We start from the raw sequence: 14,437 nt of genomic DNA, 5'->3' as shown, positions 1-14,437 counted from the left end.
CCGTTAATCCTGATTATTTGAAGGTGTAGTTCATCTGTACAGCACTGATGTAAGCCGTACCTTCTGAATCAAATGTGATCTCTTGATCTGCTGCGTTTGTTTCAGTGAACGAGCCAGACTTACTCTTAACAAAGGCAAAACCAGCATCGAAGCTTAAGTTTTCTTGCATTACATAAGTCACGCCCGCGCTGTACCAGAAACGGTCGCTATCAGGAATACTCAACGTCGCTTTACCCGCTTGTTCGTCAAATGCGATACCAGCGCGTAATGTCCATTGATTGTTCAGAGTATATGTACCACCGAAAGAGTAGCGGTTATTGTCTTCGTATTTCTCAGGTTTAAAGAAACATTGACCAGCGGTGCCGTCGTTACATTGTGGGCTCGTCGCTTTTAGTTCTTTAAATGTGCTCCAATCTGTTTGCTGCCAACCGTAGTGGATAGCCCACTTGTCGTTTAGTTGGTGGAATGCAGATAGTTCGATGATAGAAGGAAGCGAAATTTGTAGTCGACCATCGACTTTTGGTGCCGTTGCGATGCCAGAGTCATAGCTACTGAACTCACCATTGTCGAAGTCTAAATCCACTTTAGAGCGATAGCCGAAACCAAAGCGGTTGTTTTCGTTGTACTCATATAGCGCACCGATGTTCCAGCCCCAGGCAAACGTATCGCCTTCCATACCAATTAGGTTGTCAGACTTTTTACTACCAGGACCAAATAGGGGAGCTAGGGCACCTTTATGACGAGTCAATTCCGCTTGCGCGTAGACAAGGTTAATACCACCACCAACACTGAATTGTTCATTGATGCGGTAAGCAATGTTTGGGTTGATATTTACAGACAGCAAAGAAGTATCGCCTGCCATATCACCGGCAGAGATATCATTCGGGTAGTCAGTGGCAACACCGTAGGTTGTGAACATACCAAGACCCCAAGCCCATTGATCGTTAATAGGGCTAATGTAGTAGCCAGCAGGAACGATTTGCAGCGGAGCTACGTCTTTTGCATGTTCTTTATGGTAAGTGTCGTAGACGTTAACTTCAGGATCGACGATGGATAGCGCACCTGAAAACTGAGCTTCTTTAAAAAGTGTCATCGCAGCCGGGTTACGCGCTAAAACGCTTGCGTTATCCGCAACCGCGCCTTCACCTGAAAATGCTCTACCAAGACCAGATGCCGAGTGTTCAGCAACCTGAAAGCCCGCAGATTGGGCATTACACGCAAACAATATTGAAATTGTAAGCAGAGAGCAGTGCTTCTTGTTCATCCTTGACCCTCCTAGGGTGTCATTATGTTAGACCGAAGTCTTTGTATTTGTTGTATGCCTTTTACACCAGTTGCTGTCGGTTAGAATTACAACTGCAATGTAAATATAATGTTAATTGTATGTTTATTATCTTGTCAAAGATTAGACGTATATTGCGTTTTAAATTTGATGCATAGGTCAAACAGCAATTAATAAGGTCATGTATTATGGTGATATTTTTATAGCAAATGGTACGACCAGACTTGTTTTGTAAATCTTATGGTTAATCGCTAACCAAACACCTGTTGTTAACATGCTTTGCGTTCTATTCCATTACAGGCATAATTCCCACTTTGTGTTTATCGCATTGGAAATCGCGTTGGAATTACTACACATCGAATTTTTGGGGAAATCGCTTAGGCTGGAAGGTTCTATGGCGGGTTGGCAACAACTGTTTTGGGATAACACTCTGGTATCACAAATTGATGCTAGTGATGATGATTCCGGCAAGACGCAACATCAATTCAAACTTTCTTCTGGAGAGCAGGTATTGAACTGCCAACTGAGCTGTGAGTTAAATTGGCAACCTTTTGACTTCAAATATCAAGCTACGGTTAATGAGACTCTTGTGGCTGAAGGAACTCGCAATGAAAAGGATATTGAGCAACAAGTTCCAGTTGAGCCGCCACCAACAGAAAAGCGCTTTAGCATCATTGGTCTTGTGTCGCTGGGAATGAAAGCGCTTAAGAGTGCGAAAGTGATTAAGGTTGCGTTAGCGTCTGCGAGTTTAGCTGCCTACTCATGGTTGTTCTCGATAGAGTTTGCGCTTGCGCTCGTTGCATGCCTGGTCTTCCACGAATACGGGCACATCCGTGCAATGAAATACTTCGGTATGAAAACGAAGGGGATATATCTCATTCCTTTTTTGGGCGGGTTGGCGCTAAGCGATGAAAAGATCAATACACGCTGGCAAGACGTTGTTATCTCGATCATGGGACCTTTCTTTGGATTGGTGTTGAGTATTGTATTTACAATTTTGTACTGGGTGACGGGAGAGATGATCTTTGCCGGCCTTGCGGTATTTAACGCCTTACTAAACCTCTTTAACCTATTGCCGATTTTACCTCTAGACGGTGGACATGTACTGAAGAGTATTACTTTCTCCATGAACTCATGGATTGGTCTAGCCGGTAGCGTCGCGACTGCAGCATTGGGTATCTATATTAGCTACGCATTCGGTTTAACGTTATTGGGATTCTTGCTCATCATGGGGATGTTGGAAGTTGTGGTGGAGTGGCGCACAAGACACCATAGTCATTTGTTGCCTTTAACTCGATATGGGCAGCTTTTCTCTTTCGCTTGGTATCTAGTGTCCATTGGAGGCTTCATTGCTATCATTTGGTATTTTGCGGGTCTTGGCGACAGCCTGTTAAGCCTGCCACTGCAAATCCTTGGTACGTAAAGGGCTAATGCGAATTAAATAAAAAGAAAGCTCCCAATGGAGCTTTCTTTTTGACTTCTATTTGCTCGTTTAACTCGTTTGAGAAAGCGAGCTAGAGAGTAGTAGGTTGCTTACACTAGATTGGCTAAGCAATTTAACCACATTTCGGTGCTTTTACGTTTGAAGCAGGCAGCGTTTTAATCGTCGCCTGCAAATCACGAATACGCGTGCTGTGTGATGGGTGAGTAGAGAAAAATTCTGGCGGTTGGGCGCCACCAGCCGCGCTCATATTTTTCCAAAGATCGACGCTTTGATTTGGATCGAAACCTGCTTTCGCCATGTACCCTAAACCCACGATATCTGCTTCGGACTCTTGCGTACGACCGTAAGGTAAAATTACCCCATATTGCACGCCAACACCAAGCGCTGCCATTGTCATTTGTTGGTATTGTTTATATTCAGATGCACCAATTGCTACATTGGCTAGAGACAATCCAGCATTTGCTAATTGGCTTTGAGACAGACGCTCATTACTGTGGTCAGCAAGTACGTGTGCAACCTCGTGACCAATTACGGTCGCTAGCTGATCTTGGTTCTTCGCCACTTTCAATAAGCCCGTGTATACACCAATCTTCCCTCCAGGAAGGGCGAAGGCGTTGACTTGGTCACTATCAAAAACCACCACTTCCCAATCTTTAAAGCCCGGCTGAGGAGGGATAGTGTCTGTGATTTGCTTCGCTACGCATTGAACATAAGCGTTGGTCTTTTTGTCTTTGCTAATCGGTATTTCTTTCTTCATTTGCTCGAAAGATTTGGCACCGAGAGAAGACATCTCTTGGTCGGAAAACATCAAGATTTGGTTTCGACCTGTCGGTGAAGCGCTACATGCTGTTAAGCCAGCAACGGTCATAAGAATTGAGGCTTTAATCCATGTTCTCATAATGGGGTCCATAAGTATTTTTTCTGTTTTGTACCAATAGTATAACGCTTAGTAAAGAAACTTTAAGCCATTCTCGCTTAACGACGTATCTCTAGGTTATTTGGGAATACATAAATCACATTATGTAATGCGTTGCGCCTTGAAGTAGCGATGCATTCAGGTCTATGCTAGACGCACTTTTAAAGACTGAGCACCAGTGCAATACTGGATGAGATAAGAGCGAACAAATGAGTATCTGGAAAAAGCCAATCGACTTGGACATTCTTAACGCCACATCAAAAAACACCATGATGGAGCATCTGCAAATCGTTTACACCGATTTTACTGATGATTCGTTATCAGCAACCATGCCTGTTTGCAGTTTTACACATCAGCCACTGGGTATGCTTCATGGTGGTGCGTCTGTCGTCTTGGCAGAGACTTTAGGCTCGCTCGCTGCAAACTTTTGTGTTGGAGAAGGCAGTTATTGCGTTGGATTAGATATTAATGCTAACCACGTCCGTGCAATGCGCAGCGGCTATGTCATTGGCACTGCAAAGCCCGTTCATCTCGGTGTCTCAACTCAGGTGTGGCAAATCGACATCGCTGATGAACGAGGTCGATTAGTTTGCACCAGTCGATTGACGATCGCCGTGAAACACCAAAAAGAAAAGTCACATTAACGAGTAGAAGACGAACATGGTTATTGAATTTTCTCTTGGTAAAATCATCGCAACGCAGCGAGAAGTCGTTATTAAACTCAATGGTAGCGGCATGGTTACAATGCAAGCACAAGTCGATGCGATTCAGTTACTTGGTCGTGGTGCAAACGTTGTTTTGGCACATGGTGCAGAAACAAAATGGTCGATCAAACTCGATGATGAAGATCAATTACGCCAACTAGCGCAAGAAATTGGTATCGACATTCAATAATTTGCATGTCTAGGTTTGCACTTTTTGCAAAAAATGAGGAAACTTAGTTTATCGTTATGAAAACTAAAATTTCCTCTTTATGAGTAGCCCTCGTTTACGTGTTCAATTCGAAACACTGTTTGAAAAATTCTCTGGTAATAACACGGAAGTTCAACTCGAAGATATTACCGATGCACTTTTCTGTACTCGCCGAAACGCTCGAATCGTCCTAAATAAATTAGAGGAAGAAGGGTGGATTGAATGGCATCCTGCCGCTGGTCGAGGAAAGCTTTCTACACTCATTTTTAAACGTAATCGCAGTGATGTTAGCGAGAACCTCGCACGCCGTTATCTAGATGAAGGTAAAATTGGTCAAGCGTTGGAGGCACTAGATAATGACGCCGCCAAGCTTACCCAAGTTATTCAAGGTTATCTTGGTCTCCAACATCGTCAAGGTGAGCAAGTTGTGCGTTTGCCGTACTACCGACCACTTGCGATGTTGAACCCTCAAAAGCCGATGCGCCGTTCTGAGCAGCATATCGCACGTCAGGTATTCAGTGGATTAACTAGACTGGATGATAATGAACACCTCCAACCGGATTTGGCGCATTATTGGGAAGCGCTTTCAGACACTCATTGGCGTTTCTATTTACGTCGAGGTGTTCGTTTTCATAACGGTGAACTACTGACCACTGACTGTGTCATTGAGAGTATTAGTGCGTTAAGCGAGTTGAATCTTTTCTCTCATATCGAAAATGTAATGTCGCCAGAGCCTTGGACGGTGGATATTCATCTTGTTCGTCCAGATAAATACTTACCACTTGCTCTGAGTGAATCCCAAGCAAAAGTACTCTTACCGAGCACGCTGCGTTCGGAAGAATTCGATAGAAAGCCAGTAGGGACTGGACCATTCCAAGTTAAAGTAAATGACGACAAGCGCTTAATTTTGACTGCGTTTGATGGCTACTTTGGGTTACGTCCTCTGTTAGACCAAGTAGAGGTGTGGGTGATCGATGAAGCCTATTCGTCAATGGTTTACCCAAGTTTGACCAAACCCCAAATGGATAAACAAGCCTCTACTGACGAGGTTGAGCTGGATCCCGGTTGCACTTTCTTACTACTGAATAAAAATACAGGTGTTGCAAAAGACCCACGTTGGGCTGAGTTTCTTAGTCAAACATTAAACAGTTACCAGGTGTATGCTCATGTACCCCAAGACAAAATCATAGAGCTGGGTGTGTTACAAGCCTTTGGCTTAAAGCCGGGCTGGATCGATCTGAGACCAAGTGTTGCGGGTGAAGTACCTCAGAAAGAGAAAGTTATTTGCGTCGCTTACCAAAAGAAGCACCCAATGTTTCCTGTTATTGCTAAAGCGATCAAAACCTTGCTAAAGCCACATGGTGTTGAGGTTGAGTTCATCCGTTATGACACGCAACCACCGTCACCAGAAGAAGTGGATATTTGGATCAAAGCAATGGGGATCGCCACCAACCGTAACGATGCGCTCGCAGGATGGTTGTTAGATTACAGTGACATTGACAAATTCAGTGCTGGATATGATTTCTCTGGTTGGGCAGGGCTGGTGGATCAATGGCGTGCTGGTCAACACAGCGATTTCCCAGCTCGTGAGTTAGGTAGGCAACTTGTGAAGAGCTGCCAAGTGATCCCTATGTTCCATTGTTGGCTAGGCGTAAACAAAGACCATAGTGGTGCGCTACAAAACGCCAAATGCAATGCACTAGGGTGGTTCGATTTCAGCAACGTATGGGTAAAACCAAAAATAAAGAAAGATGGCGAAACCGAATAAGAAGCAACCGACTAAAACCGTCGAGATATATTGCGCCAAATGTAAAGCGCAGCTGTTCAAGTACCGCAAGGGCGGCAAAGGTGCCCTCGTTAAATGTTTTAAGGAACGTATTGTTGAAGACTTTACCAACACGCCTTGCATTTGCCCTGGTTGTGAACAAGAGTTTGCAAGAGACACCTTAGTAAGAGGAACGCCTGCCTACAAGATGATTGGTGGTAAGGTAACGATGAAGTAAGAGTAAGTTATGAGCGAACAACACGAATACTGTATGGTCTTGAGTACTTCTGGTACAGAGAAGAACCGGGACGAAATCATCAAAGGGCTACTGGAAGGGCAGTTAGCCGCTTGCATTCAGACGATGGCAATAGAGAGTCATTATGTGTGGAAAGGTGAAGTCTGCAGCGACAATGAATGGTTGTTGATCATCAAGACACGCAAAGATCTCTATGCATTAGTAGAAGATAAAATAAAAGACCTGCACGAGTATGAGGTCGCTCAAATCGTACAGGTCCCAATTGTCGAAGGTTTTAACCCGTATTTAGAATGGCTTCGCCAGTCGACGCTGAGTTGTCAGTAAAAGTAACGACACAATTGCTCCCATGGTGTCGCACAACATGTCTTTCTGGGCATCCCATATATCACCCTGTGAACCCAGAAAGGCAATACCCTCATCACCACCAGCTATTGCCGCATACCACCATTCAATGATTTCGTAACCAGCTGCGAGTGACATAATCGCAAACAACGCAAACCAAGATGCAAATCCGGAACTGATCCTTTTCTTGTTAATTAGATATTCAGCAATAGGATAGGCATACAAGCCGATAGAAAAGTGAGCGACGCGGTCAAAGTTATTACGCTCAGAGCCAATTAAGTTATTAAACCAATCAAATGGGACTTCTGCGAAGGTATATTTTGCGCCGATCGTATGAAGGCATAACCAAATAAACATCAGTACATAGGCTGTGTTACTAAACTGATAGCGAATAGACAGTGCCCAAATGGCAATAAGAATACCGATAGCTGGTACGATTTCCGCGAACCAAACTGCGCGTGAACTTGGCTCGAGAGCAGAATATAGAAAAACGATGGCGTAGAAAATGGTCAAACCCAACAGGGTAGAAGTGCTTTTCATACAGAAATTGATCCTTCAATTAAATACTGACTCTATGATTACACTTAATTGAACGGTGTGCAATTAATAAATTTAACAAGGAGATGATTACTTTTTATGTTGATATATTGCCAAACTGCTCAACAATAAAACGTTTGCGCGTAAACATTTCATTAAAGTTTGATTTACAACATACCCATCCATAGAATTCACCGTTCAGTCTAATAAAAAAGAAGTAAAGTCATGAAACTGGAAACTGTCGATTATCTTGCTGACGATGCTGCTCAACAGTTCGTCACCTCACTGCGCGAAACGGGTTTTGGTGTTCTTAAGAACCATCCAATTCCTCAAGAGCTGGTCGAATCTATTTACAAAAACTGGTACGAGTTTTTCTGCTCAGAGCAAAAGAACGATTTCCACTTCAATGTTGAAACACAAGACGGATATTTTCCACCATCAGTTTCTGAAGTTGCGAAAGGTCATTCAGTCAAAGACATCAAAGAGTACTTTCACGTGTACCCTTGGGGTCAGATGCCAGAACAGTTAAGAGAAGAGATTTTAGAGTACTACGAGCGCGCTAATGCATTCGCTCAAGAACTGCTTGGTTGGGTAGAAGAATACGCACCAAAAGACGTTCAAGAGAAATTCTCAATTGCGCTGTCAGAGATGATTAACAACAGCGATAAAACGCTACTTCGTGTTCTTCACTATCCACCAATGACGGGTGAAGAAGAGCCTGGCGCAATTCGTGCTGCCGCGCACGAAGACATTAACTTACTAACGGTTCTGCCAGCAGCAAACGAACCTGGTCTGCAAGTAATGAGCAAAGAAGGTGACTGGTTAGATGTGCCATGTGACTTCGGTAACTTGATCATTAACATCGGTGATATGCTGCAAGAGGCGTCTGGTGGCTACTTCCCGTCAACAACGCACCGCGTGATTAACCCAACTGGTGGTCGCCAAGAAAAGTCGCGTATTTCGCTTCCGCTTTTCTTGCACCCGAAACCAGATACGGTACTTTCAGAGCGTTACACTGCGCACAGCTACCTGATGGAACGTTTAAGAGAATTAGGCGTTATTTAAGTTAACGAGATCTTGCTTCAAAAGGCTGATGGTTTATGACTGTCAGCCTTTTTGTGTTTATGGTACAAATTGACTAGCTTTATATAACAGGTACTTAAACGGTTAGGGGATACATGGACGAACAACTCAATGTTTGCCAAAACAGTCAGCAATACATGGAAAACCCATTATTGTGGCCCATTTTAGACATCCTCAGAAAGCAGCCTTCAAATTGGAAGGTGCATACTTTAGCTCATGAGCTCAGCCAAAAGGGCTACATACAACAGTTAGATGAATCTCCGGATAAAGATCTTTTCAAGCGAAATTTCTTATTAATGAACGCGCTCTATCAATTGCAAGAAACGCTTTATCCCGATGGTTGGTTGCAAGTCGAAGCAATGAATATTGTGCTTATGTCCGCCATAGAAGCCTCTCGCCACAGCGTTGATACCAATGATCCCCTAAGAGAGTATTACCTTGATTGGAAGAACTACGAAGCGGACGAAGGCGAGGTGCGCCGACTACTTAATGATTTCTGGAGTCGATATCAACGTTACATCGGGGGAAATGTCTCTGATGACCTAGACCGAAGTAAAGCACTACATTTGTTTGAGCTAGATGCAGACGCAACCCGAACTGAGATTCGCCGACAATGGCGTAAGCTGGCATTACGTTGGCACCCAGACCGAGAGAACGGTAATGCAGATAGGTTTAGAGTGCTATGCAATGCTTGGAACGTACTTCGAAACGGATAATGAATTCGTTTTAAGTTACATTGTCACGTGTTGGGCGTCATGATTCGTACAAGATTAAAAAGGCAGCGTTTATCGCTGCCTTTTGTTAGCTGCTCGTTGGGTATTAACGAGAAGGTTTGAACTGAGACTTACGCATACGGTTCAGCGCTGCCATTACGTCCAATGTACGAGGTTTCGCTAAGTCGCCTTGTTTAGGCAAGGTCGCGTACCATTCACCAGTAAGCATGTCTTCGATTTCTTTTGCAGGGTGGTTACACCAACCCGGAAGTTGAGCAATTTGGAACCACAACCAACCAATCGTGTTTACTTCATCCGCTGACTCAAGTTGCTCAAGCGCACTTAGATCTGCGAATTCTTTACCGAAGCGAAGAGAATCTTTGCCTTTTGCATTCACACGGAACTTGCCGTCTGTCAGGATGTTCATTAGCGCTACACGGTTTAACGCACGAGGGCGGAATGTTTGCAAGCTTTCTTCTGACTCGTTGTGGCGCTGAGTCGGATGTTGTGCAATAACTTGCTTCGCTTTTTCTGTTACATCAACTGCTTGGTAATCGTGCATTTGGATAACGGTATCTGCAACATCTAGGTAGTCACCTGAGCCACCCATAACGATGATGGTCGAGATTTCAAGCTCATCACGCAATTGTCCGATGCGATCTACCAAAGGCGTGATAGGCTCGTCGCCTTTGGCAACCAATGCCTGCATACGTTCATCACGAATCATAAAGTTAGTTGCTGACGTATCTTCATCAATAAGCAGTGAACTAGCGCCGGCCTCGATAGATTCTTGCAACCAAGCGGCTTGAGAGGTTGAACCAGAGGCGTCTTGCGTAGAGAAATCTGCCGTATCTTTACCCATTGGTAAATGGTTGATGTAGTTAGATAAATTCAAGTGATGAACGCAGCGACCGTCTTCTGCACGAATCTTCATCGCGTTCGCATCAGTGACGATGTATTCGCGACCATCACCAGGAATGTGATCGTAAATAGAGCGTTCAATCGCATTTAGCAACGTTGATTTACCATGGAAGCCACCACCAACAATCAATGTGATGCCTTTTGGAATACCCAAACCTGTTACGTAACCTTTGTTTGGCGCATGCAAAGTTACTTGAAGTGACTCTGGCGCTTTAAATTCAACCGCGTCTTTCATCGGCAAGTCACAGTTACCTGCAATACGCGGAAGGATGCTGCCATTCGCCACAAAAGCGACTAGATTGTTTGCTTCAAGTTGCTCGCGCAGAGACGCTTGGTCTTCAACCACTTTACAGTGCTCAATCAATGCGTCTTTGTTCAGCTCGCGCTCTAATGTTGCGCGACGAATAAACTTCGGCAAGTAGAAAGTCAGAATGTTATTCGCTTTTTTGCCAAGAACAGAGCGACCTTCGGCAGGCAGGTTAACACGGAAGCGAAGCTCAATACCTTCTTCAGTGAAAAGTACTGCCGTATTGTCCAAAACGGTTTGACCGCTAAGTGAGATAGCTACGGTATTCTCTTGCTTTGCAAACTCATCAAAGCTACGCGCAATGAAGTCACGAGCTGCACGCTGGAATGCTGGAGATTCATCTTTTAGCCATTCGAGACCGGTCAAAGACCACGCGCGAGTTGCACGTAGGCGAGAAGCAGATGCGTACGGGTCACCTTGTACGTAGTCGATGTACAAGTCGAAATCACCGAAGTCGTATTGACCTTTGATTTGTTGGTATGCGCGGTAGTTCTGCTTTTCGATTTTCTTAAGCGTGGCAGTCAACTGATCCATGAAGATAATGGCCTTTTTATTGGAAGCGGGCGGCGATTATAGAAACCACCGCCAACAGAGTAAAGGAAATGCTTAGGAAGAATAGGTGTATTGACCACCTAATAGGTTTTGATTAAACAAACTTTGTTCGAATTCATTACAAGGCATTGGCTTACCATACAAAAAACCTTGTCCGATATCGCAGCCTTCACCAATTAGAAACTGCTCTTGTTGGCTGGATTCAATACCTTCAATGACAACTTGGAGATCAAGCTTTTTAGCAATATGGATAATGGAACAAATAATGGCTCTGTCATCGTCGGATTTTTCCATCTGCTGAACAAAGCTTTTATCAATTTTAATCGCGTCAAAAGGGTATTTCTTCAAGTAACTGAAAGAGGCATAGCCTGTCCCAAAGTCATCTAGTGACAGTGTAACACCAAGCTTGTGTAGTTTATTCAACGTGTTACGTGCAACGACTTCATCTGCGATTAAAGCGCTCTCAGTCACTTCTAGCTCAAGGAAGTGTGCTGGTAGATGGAAGGTTTCAAGTAGATGTTCTATCTGTTCGGCAAAGTTAACGTTTTGCAATTGTATAGGCGAAACATTAACGGCAATTTTGAAGTTATCCACTAACTCAGACCATTGCTTGGCTTTGTCTATGGCTGTGCGTAAAACGAATGAACCCACCTCAAAGATCAAGCCGTTTTGCTCTGCCATATGAATTAGCGCTTCATTTGAGACATCACCTAAGACAGGATGACGCCAACGTAACAGCGCTTCTGCACCTATCCATTTGTGTGTGTGGGGAAGCACCTTAGGTTGGAAGTACAACATCAGGTCATCATTACGAACTGCCTGTAGAAGGTAGCTTTCTAGTTGATTGTGGTTGTTGAGATCTTGCGTATGACTTTCGCAGAAATAATTGTATGACTCGCCAGACTCTTTGCACAACAACATTGCATAGCAAGCATTTTGCAGCAGTTGCTTGGCATGGCTGTTTCGGTGAGCTTGGACGACACCAATGTAAGAATGAAGATGCACTTCATTGTCATCGATATAAAAATTGCCAACGCTCACATGAGTAATTTCGTCGAGTAAATGTTGGACTTTCGGCTCGATATCTTCGCCTGAAACAATGAGCACAAGATCGTTGGAGCTTGGTCGCCCTGTGACAAAATAACTGGATTCACTGTGACCAAGACGAAAGCGAAACTCCTTCAACACTTCGTCGAAAGCTTCGAATCCGTATTTGGTTTGGATGCTACGGGCGTTACTGAATCCAATGTTAATCACGACCAAAGATTGCTCGTCATGGTTGATGGACTCAATGACTTCGTCTAGTTGTTCTTCTAAAGCAGCGCGGTTAAGAAAACCAGTGCCTTGGTCATGAGTTTGCTGATAGTTGACTTGTTTCTCGGCAGCTTTGCGTCTGTCGATCTCTTTCGTCAATGAATAACTGAGTTGCGCAAGGTCGGTAGTGCGCGTTTCGACTCTGTTTTTTAGTTCGCTATTTAGCCTTACTAATTTGTGTTGCTGGAATACAACCGCAAGTTGCGCCTCGATAGATTCTTTGAAAGAACTTAATAACTCACGGTAGGTGTCGCTGTATTGGTTCTCTTTAGTATCTAGCATACAGATGGTACCGAAGGTTTCACCGTTCGGCCAGTACAAAGGCAGCCCACAATAGGAGATCATACCAAGTTTGATATCCGGGTTGTCTTTCCATTCCTGGTCTTTGAGTGCATTCGAGACCAGGAGTTCGCGCTTGTGTTGAATGACATGTTCACAATACAGACCATGTCCAAGGGCTTCTTTGTCACCCACTCTATAGGGGTTATTTTCCGTTTCGCTAGAGGTATTGACTTCGATATGCTCTGGATGCACACGCATGATAAGCGTAGTGGGAACATCCGCAATGCGGGCTAACAAGTTGACGATGTTTTGCCAACTTCTCCGCATTGAATCGGGGATCTCATAATCCAAGGTTTGCAATGTGCCCATAAAGGTAATCCTTTCCCGTAAGTTCACGTCCTGTGAATGAAAGTCGTTGTAATTTTTATGTGAGCTTATTCTTGTTGTTGAGTAGTTATTTAACCATTCGTTTAGTTTAAGTATAGGGGCGGCAGAACCCGAAACAAAAAAAAGTCCTGAAAACCTTTCAGGACTTTGAAATACTTGGCACTATCTCAGTAGTGAGACGCTAGAATCCAAGTGCAAGCCTATGGCTTGAGCGCCTTGAGTGCTTTCATCGATATATCTTGAGAGTAATCGACGCCTTCAAAGTTGAAGCCATTTAGCTTCATAAATTCGTCTTTGAATCCAGCATAGTCACCCACTTGTTTGAAGTTATCTGCGTTCATTTGTGAAAGAAGTTCACTGACTTCTTTCTGAACTTGAGGATCTAACTCCAGATCATCGATTCGAATCAAACGTTCACCATCGACAGGTACTTTTTCTTGGTCGTACAACTTCGTCGTGAACAGACGTTGCATCTGCTCGATACAACGTTCGTGGGTGCCTTTTTCCTTCATCACACGATAAAGAGCGAGTAGGTAAGGACTGAGAGCAGGAATAAACACACTCGCTTTTGTGACAAGCGCTTTACACACGGTCGCGTAAGCGCCACCACCAAAGTTTGCCATCTTTATGTTCAATGCATGACTGGTTTGGTGTAAATCGACTTTTGCACGACCTAGCGTGCCATCAAGATAAATTGGGTGTGTGACTTCGGGTCCCATGTAAGAGAAGGCGATCGTTTTGCAGCCTTTTGCCACCGATTCAGAGTTGATCAGCGTATCGATCCAGCTTTCCCAATCTTCTCCGCCCATCACCTTAATTGTTGCTTCAGCTTCTTCTTCTGATGCAGGAGCAAGAGTGGAGTCTATCCACTGATCGTTTTCCAGCATAATCGATGCACCAGTGACAGATTCACCAATAGGTTTGATGACACTGCGCCAAAACTCGTCAGATTCTGCCTTCGGACGAACACCAGTCGCCAAGCTGTAAATGACTAAATCTACTTCACCTTCAAAGTGAGTTTCGATAGCTTCGATTACTTGGTTGCGCACAGAATCAGAAAAAGCATCGCCCACGATGTTTACTGCTGTTCGACCGTGATGAGTCGCTTCTTCTTTAAAGTAAATGTTGTTGTACCAACCAGCACTACCAACGCCCTTATCAGATGGTCCACGCTCGAATGAAACGCCGATCGTGTCGGCCTCAGCGCCGCCAAAGGTGAGGGCGATGCGAGCAGCCAATCCGAAGCCGGAAGACGCACCGATGATCAAAACCCGTTTGGGACCATTTTGGATCTGCGGAGCTTGTTTTACGTAATTAATTTGCTCTTTGATGGAAGCGCGGCACCCATACGGATGTGCCGATCGAGCTACAACACCTTGAATTAACGGTTCTATTTGCATTGTTATTATCTAACCTTGGTGAAT

At 44.3% G+C, this 14,437-nt stretch carries 14 protein-coding genes; 8 read left to right on the top strand and 6 right to left on the bottom strand.

Annotated features, from left to right (window positions below; genetic code table 11):
• Positions 1-13: 13 nt before the first annotated feature.
• Positions 14-1,264, bottom strand: coding sequence for an outer membrane protein transport protein (locus MHO32_RS11635; RefSeq protein ID WP_005451753.1), 1,251 nt, complete (start codon positions 1,262-1,264; stop codon positions 14-16).
• A 412-nt stretch (positions 1,265-1,676) separates the two neighbouring features.
• Between MHO32_RS11635 and MHO32_RS11630 the strand changes: the two genes are divergently transcribed.
• Positions 1,677-2,705, top strand: coding sequence for a site-2 protease family protein (locus tag MHO32_RS11630; RefSeq protein WP_239211999.1), 1,029 nt, complete (start codon positions 1,677-1,679; stop codon positions 2,703-2,705).
• A gap of 133 nt (positions 2,706-2,838) precedes the next feature.
• Here the strand turns inward: MHO32_RS11630 and MHO32_RS11625 are convergent, their stop codons facing one another.
• Positions 2,839-3,624, bottom strand: a complete 786-nt coding sequence (locus tag MHO32_RS11625) for a M48 family metallopeptidase (RefSeq protein WP_005451756.1) — start codon at positions 3,622-3,624, stop codon at positions 2,839-2,841.
• 227 nt (positions 3,625-3,851) lie between these two features.
• Here MHO32_RS11625 and MHO32_RS11620 point away from each other — a divergent pair, with 227 nt between their 5' ends.
• The 5 genes from MHO32_RS11620 (at position 3,852) to cutA (ending at position 6,899) form a co-directional block, all read left to right on the top strand.
• Complete coding sequence (locus MHO32_RS11620) at positions 3,852-4,286, top strand: hotdog fold thioesterase (RefSeq protein WP_009701824.1); 435 nt, start codon at positions 3,852-3,854, stop codon at positions 4,284-4,286.
• Positions 4,287-4,302: 16 nt separating this feature from the next.
• Positions 4,303-4,536: a DUF3389 domain-containing protein gene (locus tag MHO32_RS11615; RefSeq protein WP_005451760.1), complete on the top strand. Its 234-nt coding sequence runs from the start codon at positions 4,303-4,305 to the stop codon at positions 4,534-4,536.
• Between the two features lie 79 nt (positions 4,537-4,615).
• Entirely contained in the window at positions 4,616-6,322 is a 1,707-nt protein-coding gene (locus MHO32_RS11610) for an SgrR family transcriptional regulator (protein WP_239211997.1), read from the top strand.
• Entirely contained in the window at positions 6,306-6,557 is a 252-nt protein-coding gene (locus MHO32_RS11605) for a hypothetical protein (RefSeq protein WP_005451762.1), read from the top strand. The genes MHO32_RS11610 and MHO32_RS11605 overlap by 17 nt, the downstream gene beginning before the upstream one ends.
• A 9-nt stretch (positions 6,558-6,566) precedes the next feature.
• Positions 6,567-6,899, top strand: a complete 333-nt coding sequence (gene cutA / locus MHO32_RS11600; protein WP_017189039.1) for a divalent-cation tolerance protein CutA — start codon at positions 6,567-6,569, stop codon at positions 6,897-6,899.
• On the opposite strand, the gene MHO32_RS11595 is transcribed toward cutA, so the two are convergent.
• Complete coding sequence (locus MHO32_RS11595) at positions 6,861-7,457, bottom strand: DUF2238 domain-containing protein (RefSeq protein ID WP_005451764.1); 597 nt, start codon at positions 7,455-7,457, stop codon at positions 6,861-6,863. The two genes, cutA and MHO32_RS11595, sit on opposite strands and share 39 nt — an antisense overlap.
• A gap of 222 nt (positions 7,458-7,679) precedes the next feature.
• Between MHO32_RS11595 and MHO32_RS11590 the strand changes: the two genes are divergently transcribed.
• Together MHO32_RS11590 and MHO32_RS11585 are read left to right on the top strand one after the other, a co-directional pair.
• A complete protein-coding gene (locus MHO32_RS11590) occupies positions 7,680-8,519 on the top strand; it encodes an isopenicillin N synthase family dioxygenase (protein WP_005451765.1) in 840 nt (279 codons plus the stop codon).
• A gap of 113 nt (positions 8,520-8,632) precedes the next feature.
• Positions 8,633-9,253: a DNA-J related domain-containing protein gene (locus tag MHO32_RS11585; RefSeq protein ID WP_005451766.1), complete on the top strand. Its 621-nt coding sequence runs from the start codon at positions 8,633-8,635 to the stop codon at positions 9,251-9,253.
• Positions 9,254-9,356: 103 nt separating this feature from the next.
• On the opposite strand, the gene MHO32_RS11580 is transcribed toward MHO32_RS11585, so the two are convergent.
• The 3 genes from MHO32_RS11580 to fabV form a co-directional block, all read right to left on the bottom strand.
• Positions 9,357-11,012, bottom strand: a complete 1,656-nt coding sequence (locus tag MHO32_RS11580) for an ABC-ATPase domain-containing protein (protein WP_005451768.1) — start codon at positions 11,010-11,012, stop codon at positions 9,357-9,359.
• 72 nt (positions 11,013-11,084) lie between these two features.
• Entirely contained in the window at positions 11,085-12,995 is a 1,911-nt protein-coding gene (locus tag MHO32_RS11575) for a bifunctional diguanylate cyclase/phosphodiesterase (protein WP_239211983.1), read from the bottom strand.
• A gap of 218 nt (positions 12,996-13,213) precedes the next feature.
• Complete coding sequence (gene fabV / locus MHO32_RS11570; RefSeq protein WP_009700693.1) at positions 13,214-14,413, bottom strand: enoyl-ACP reductase FabV; 1,200 nt, start codon at positions 14,411-14,413, stop codon at positions 13,214-13,216.
• Positions 14,414-14,437 lie beyond the last annotated feature (24 nt).

The organism is Vibrio sp. MMH1-50 (assembly GCF_022347645.1).
Taxonomy (GTDB): domain Bacteria; phylum Pseudomonadota; class Gammaproteobacteria; order Enterobacterales; family Vibrionaceae; genus Vibrio; species Vibrio harveyi.
Note: the sequence above shows the minus strand (reverse complement) of the source record. Positions and strands in the feature narration are given on the sequence as shown.

Coding starts and splice junctions, on each gene's coding strand:
- MHO32_RS11635 (WP_005451753.1), bottom strand. CDS start 1,264: ATGAACAAGAAGCACTGCTCTCTGCTTACAATTTCAATATTGTTTGCG.
- MHO32_RS11575 (WP_239211983.1), bottom strand. CDS start 12,995: ATGGGCACATTGCAAACCTTGGATTATGAGATCCCCGATTCAATGCGG.
- MHO32_RS11620 (WP_009701824.1), top strand. CDS start 3,852: ATGAGTATCTGGAAAAAGCCAATCGACTTGGACATTCTTAACGCCACA.
- MHO32_RS11630 (WP_239211999.1), top strand. CDS start 1,677: ATGGCGGGTTGGCAACAACTGTTTTGGGATAACACTCTGGTATCACAA.
- MHO32_RS11615 (WP_005451760.1), top strand. CDS start 4,303: ATGGTTATTGAATTTTCTCTTGGTAAAATCATCGCAACGCAGCGAGAA.
- MHO32_RS11610 (WP_239211997.1), top strand. CDS start 4,616: ATGAGTAGCCCTCGTTTACGTGTTCAATTCGAAACACTGTTTGAAAAA.
- MHO32_RS11580 (WP_005451768.1), bottom strand. CDS start 11,012: ATGGATCAGTTGACTGCCACGCTTAAGAAAATCGAAAAGCAGAACTAC.
- cutA (WP_017189039.1), top strand. CDS start 6,567: ATGAGCGAACAACACGAATACTGTATGGTCTTGAGTACTTCTGGTACA.
- MHO32_RS11595 (WP_005451764.1), bottom strand. CDS start 7,457: ATGAAAAGCACTTCTACCCTGTTGGGTTTGACCATTTTCTACGCCATC.
- MHO32_RS11590 (WP_005451765.1), top strand. CDS start 7,680: ATGAAACTGGAAACTGTCGATTATCTTGCTGACGATGCTGCTCAACAG.
- fabV (WP_009700693.1), bottom strand. CDS start 14,413: ATGCAAATAGAACCGTTAATTCAAGGTGTTGTAGCTCGATCGGCACAT.
- MHO32_RS11585 (WP_005451766.1), top strand. CDS start 8,633: ATGGACGAACAACTCAATGTTTGCCAAAACAGTCAGCAATACATGGAA.
- MHO32_RS11625 (WP_005451756.1), bottom strand. CDS start 3,624: ATGAGAACATGGATTAAAGCCTCAATTCTTATGACCGTTGCTGGCTTA.
- MHO32_RS11605 (WP_005451762.1), top strand. CDS start 6,306: ATGGCGAAACCGAATAAGAAGCAACCGACTAAAACCGTCGAGATATAT.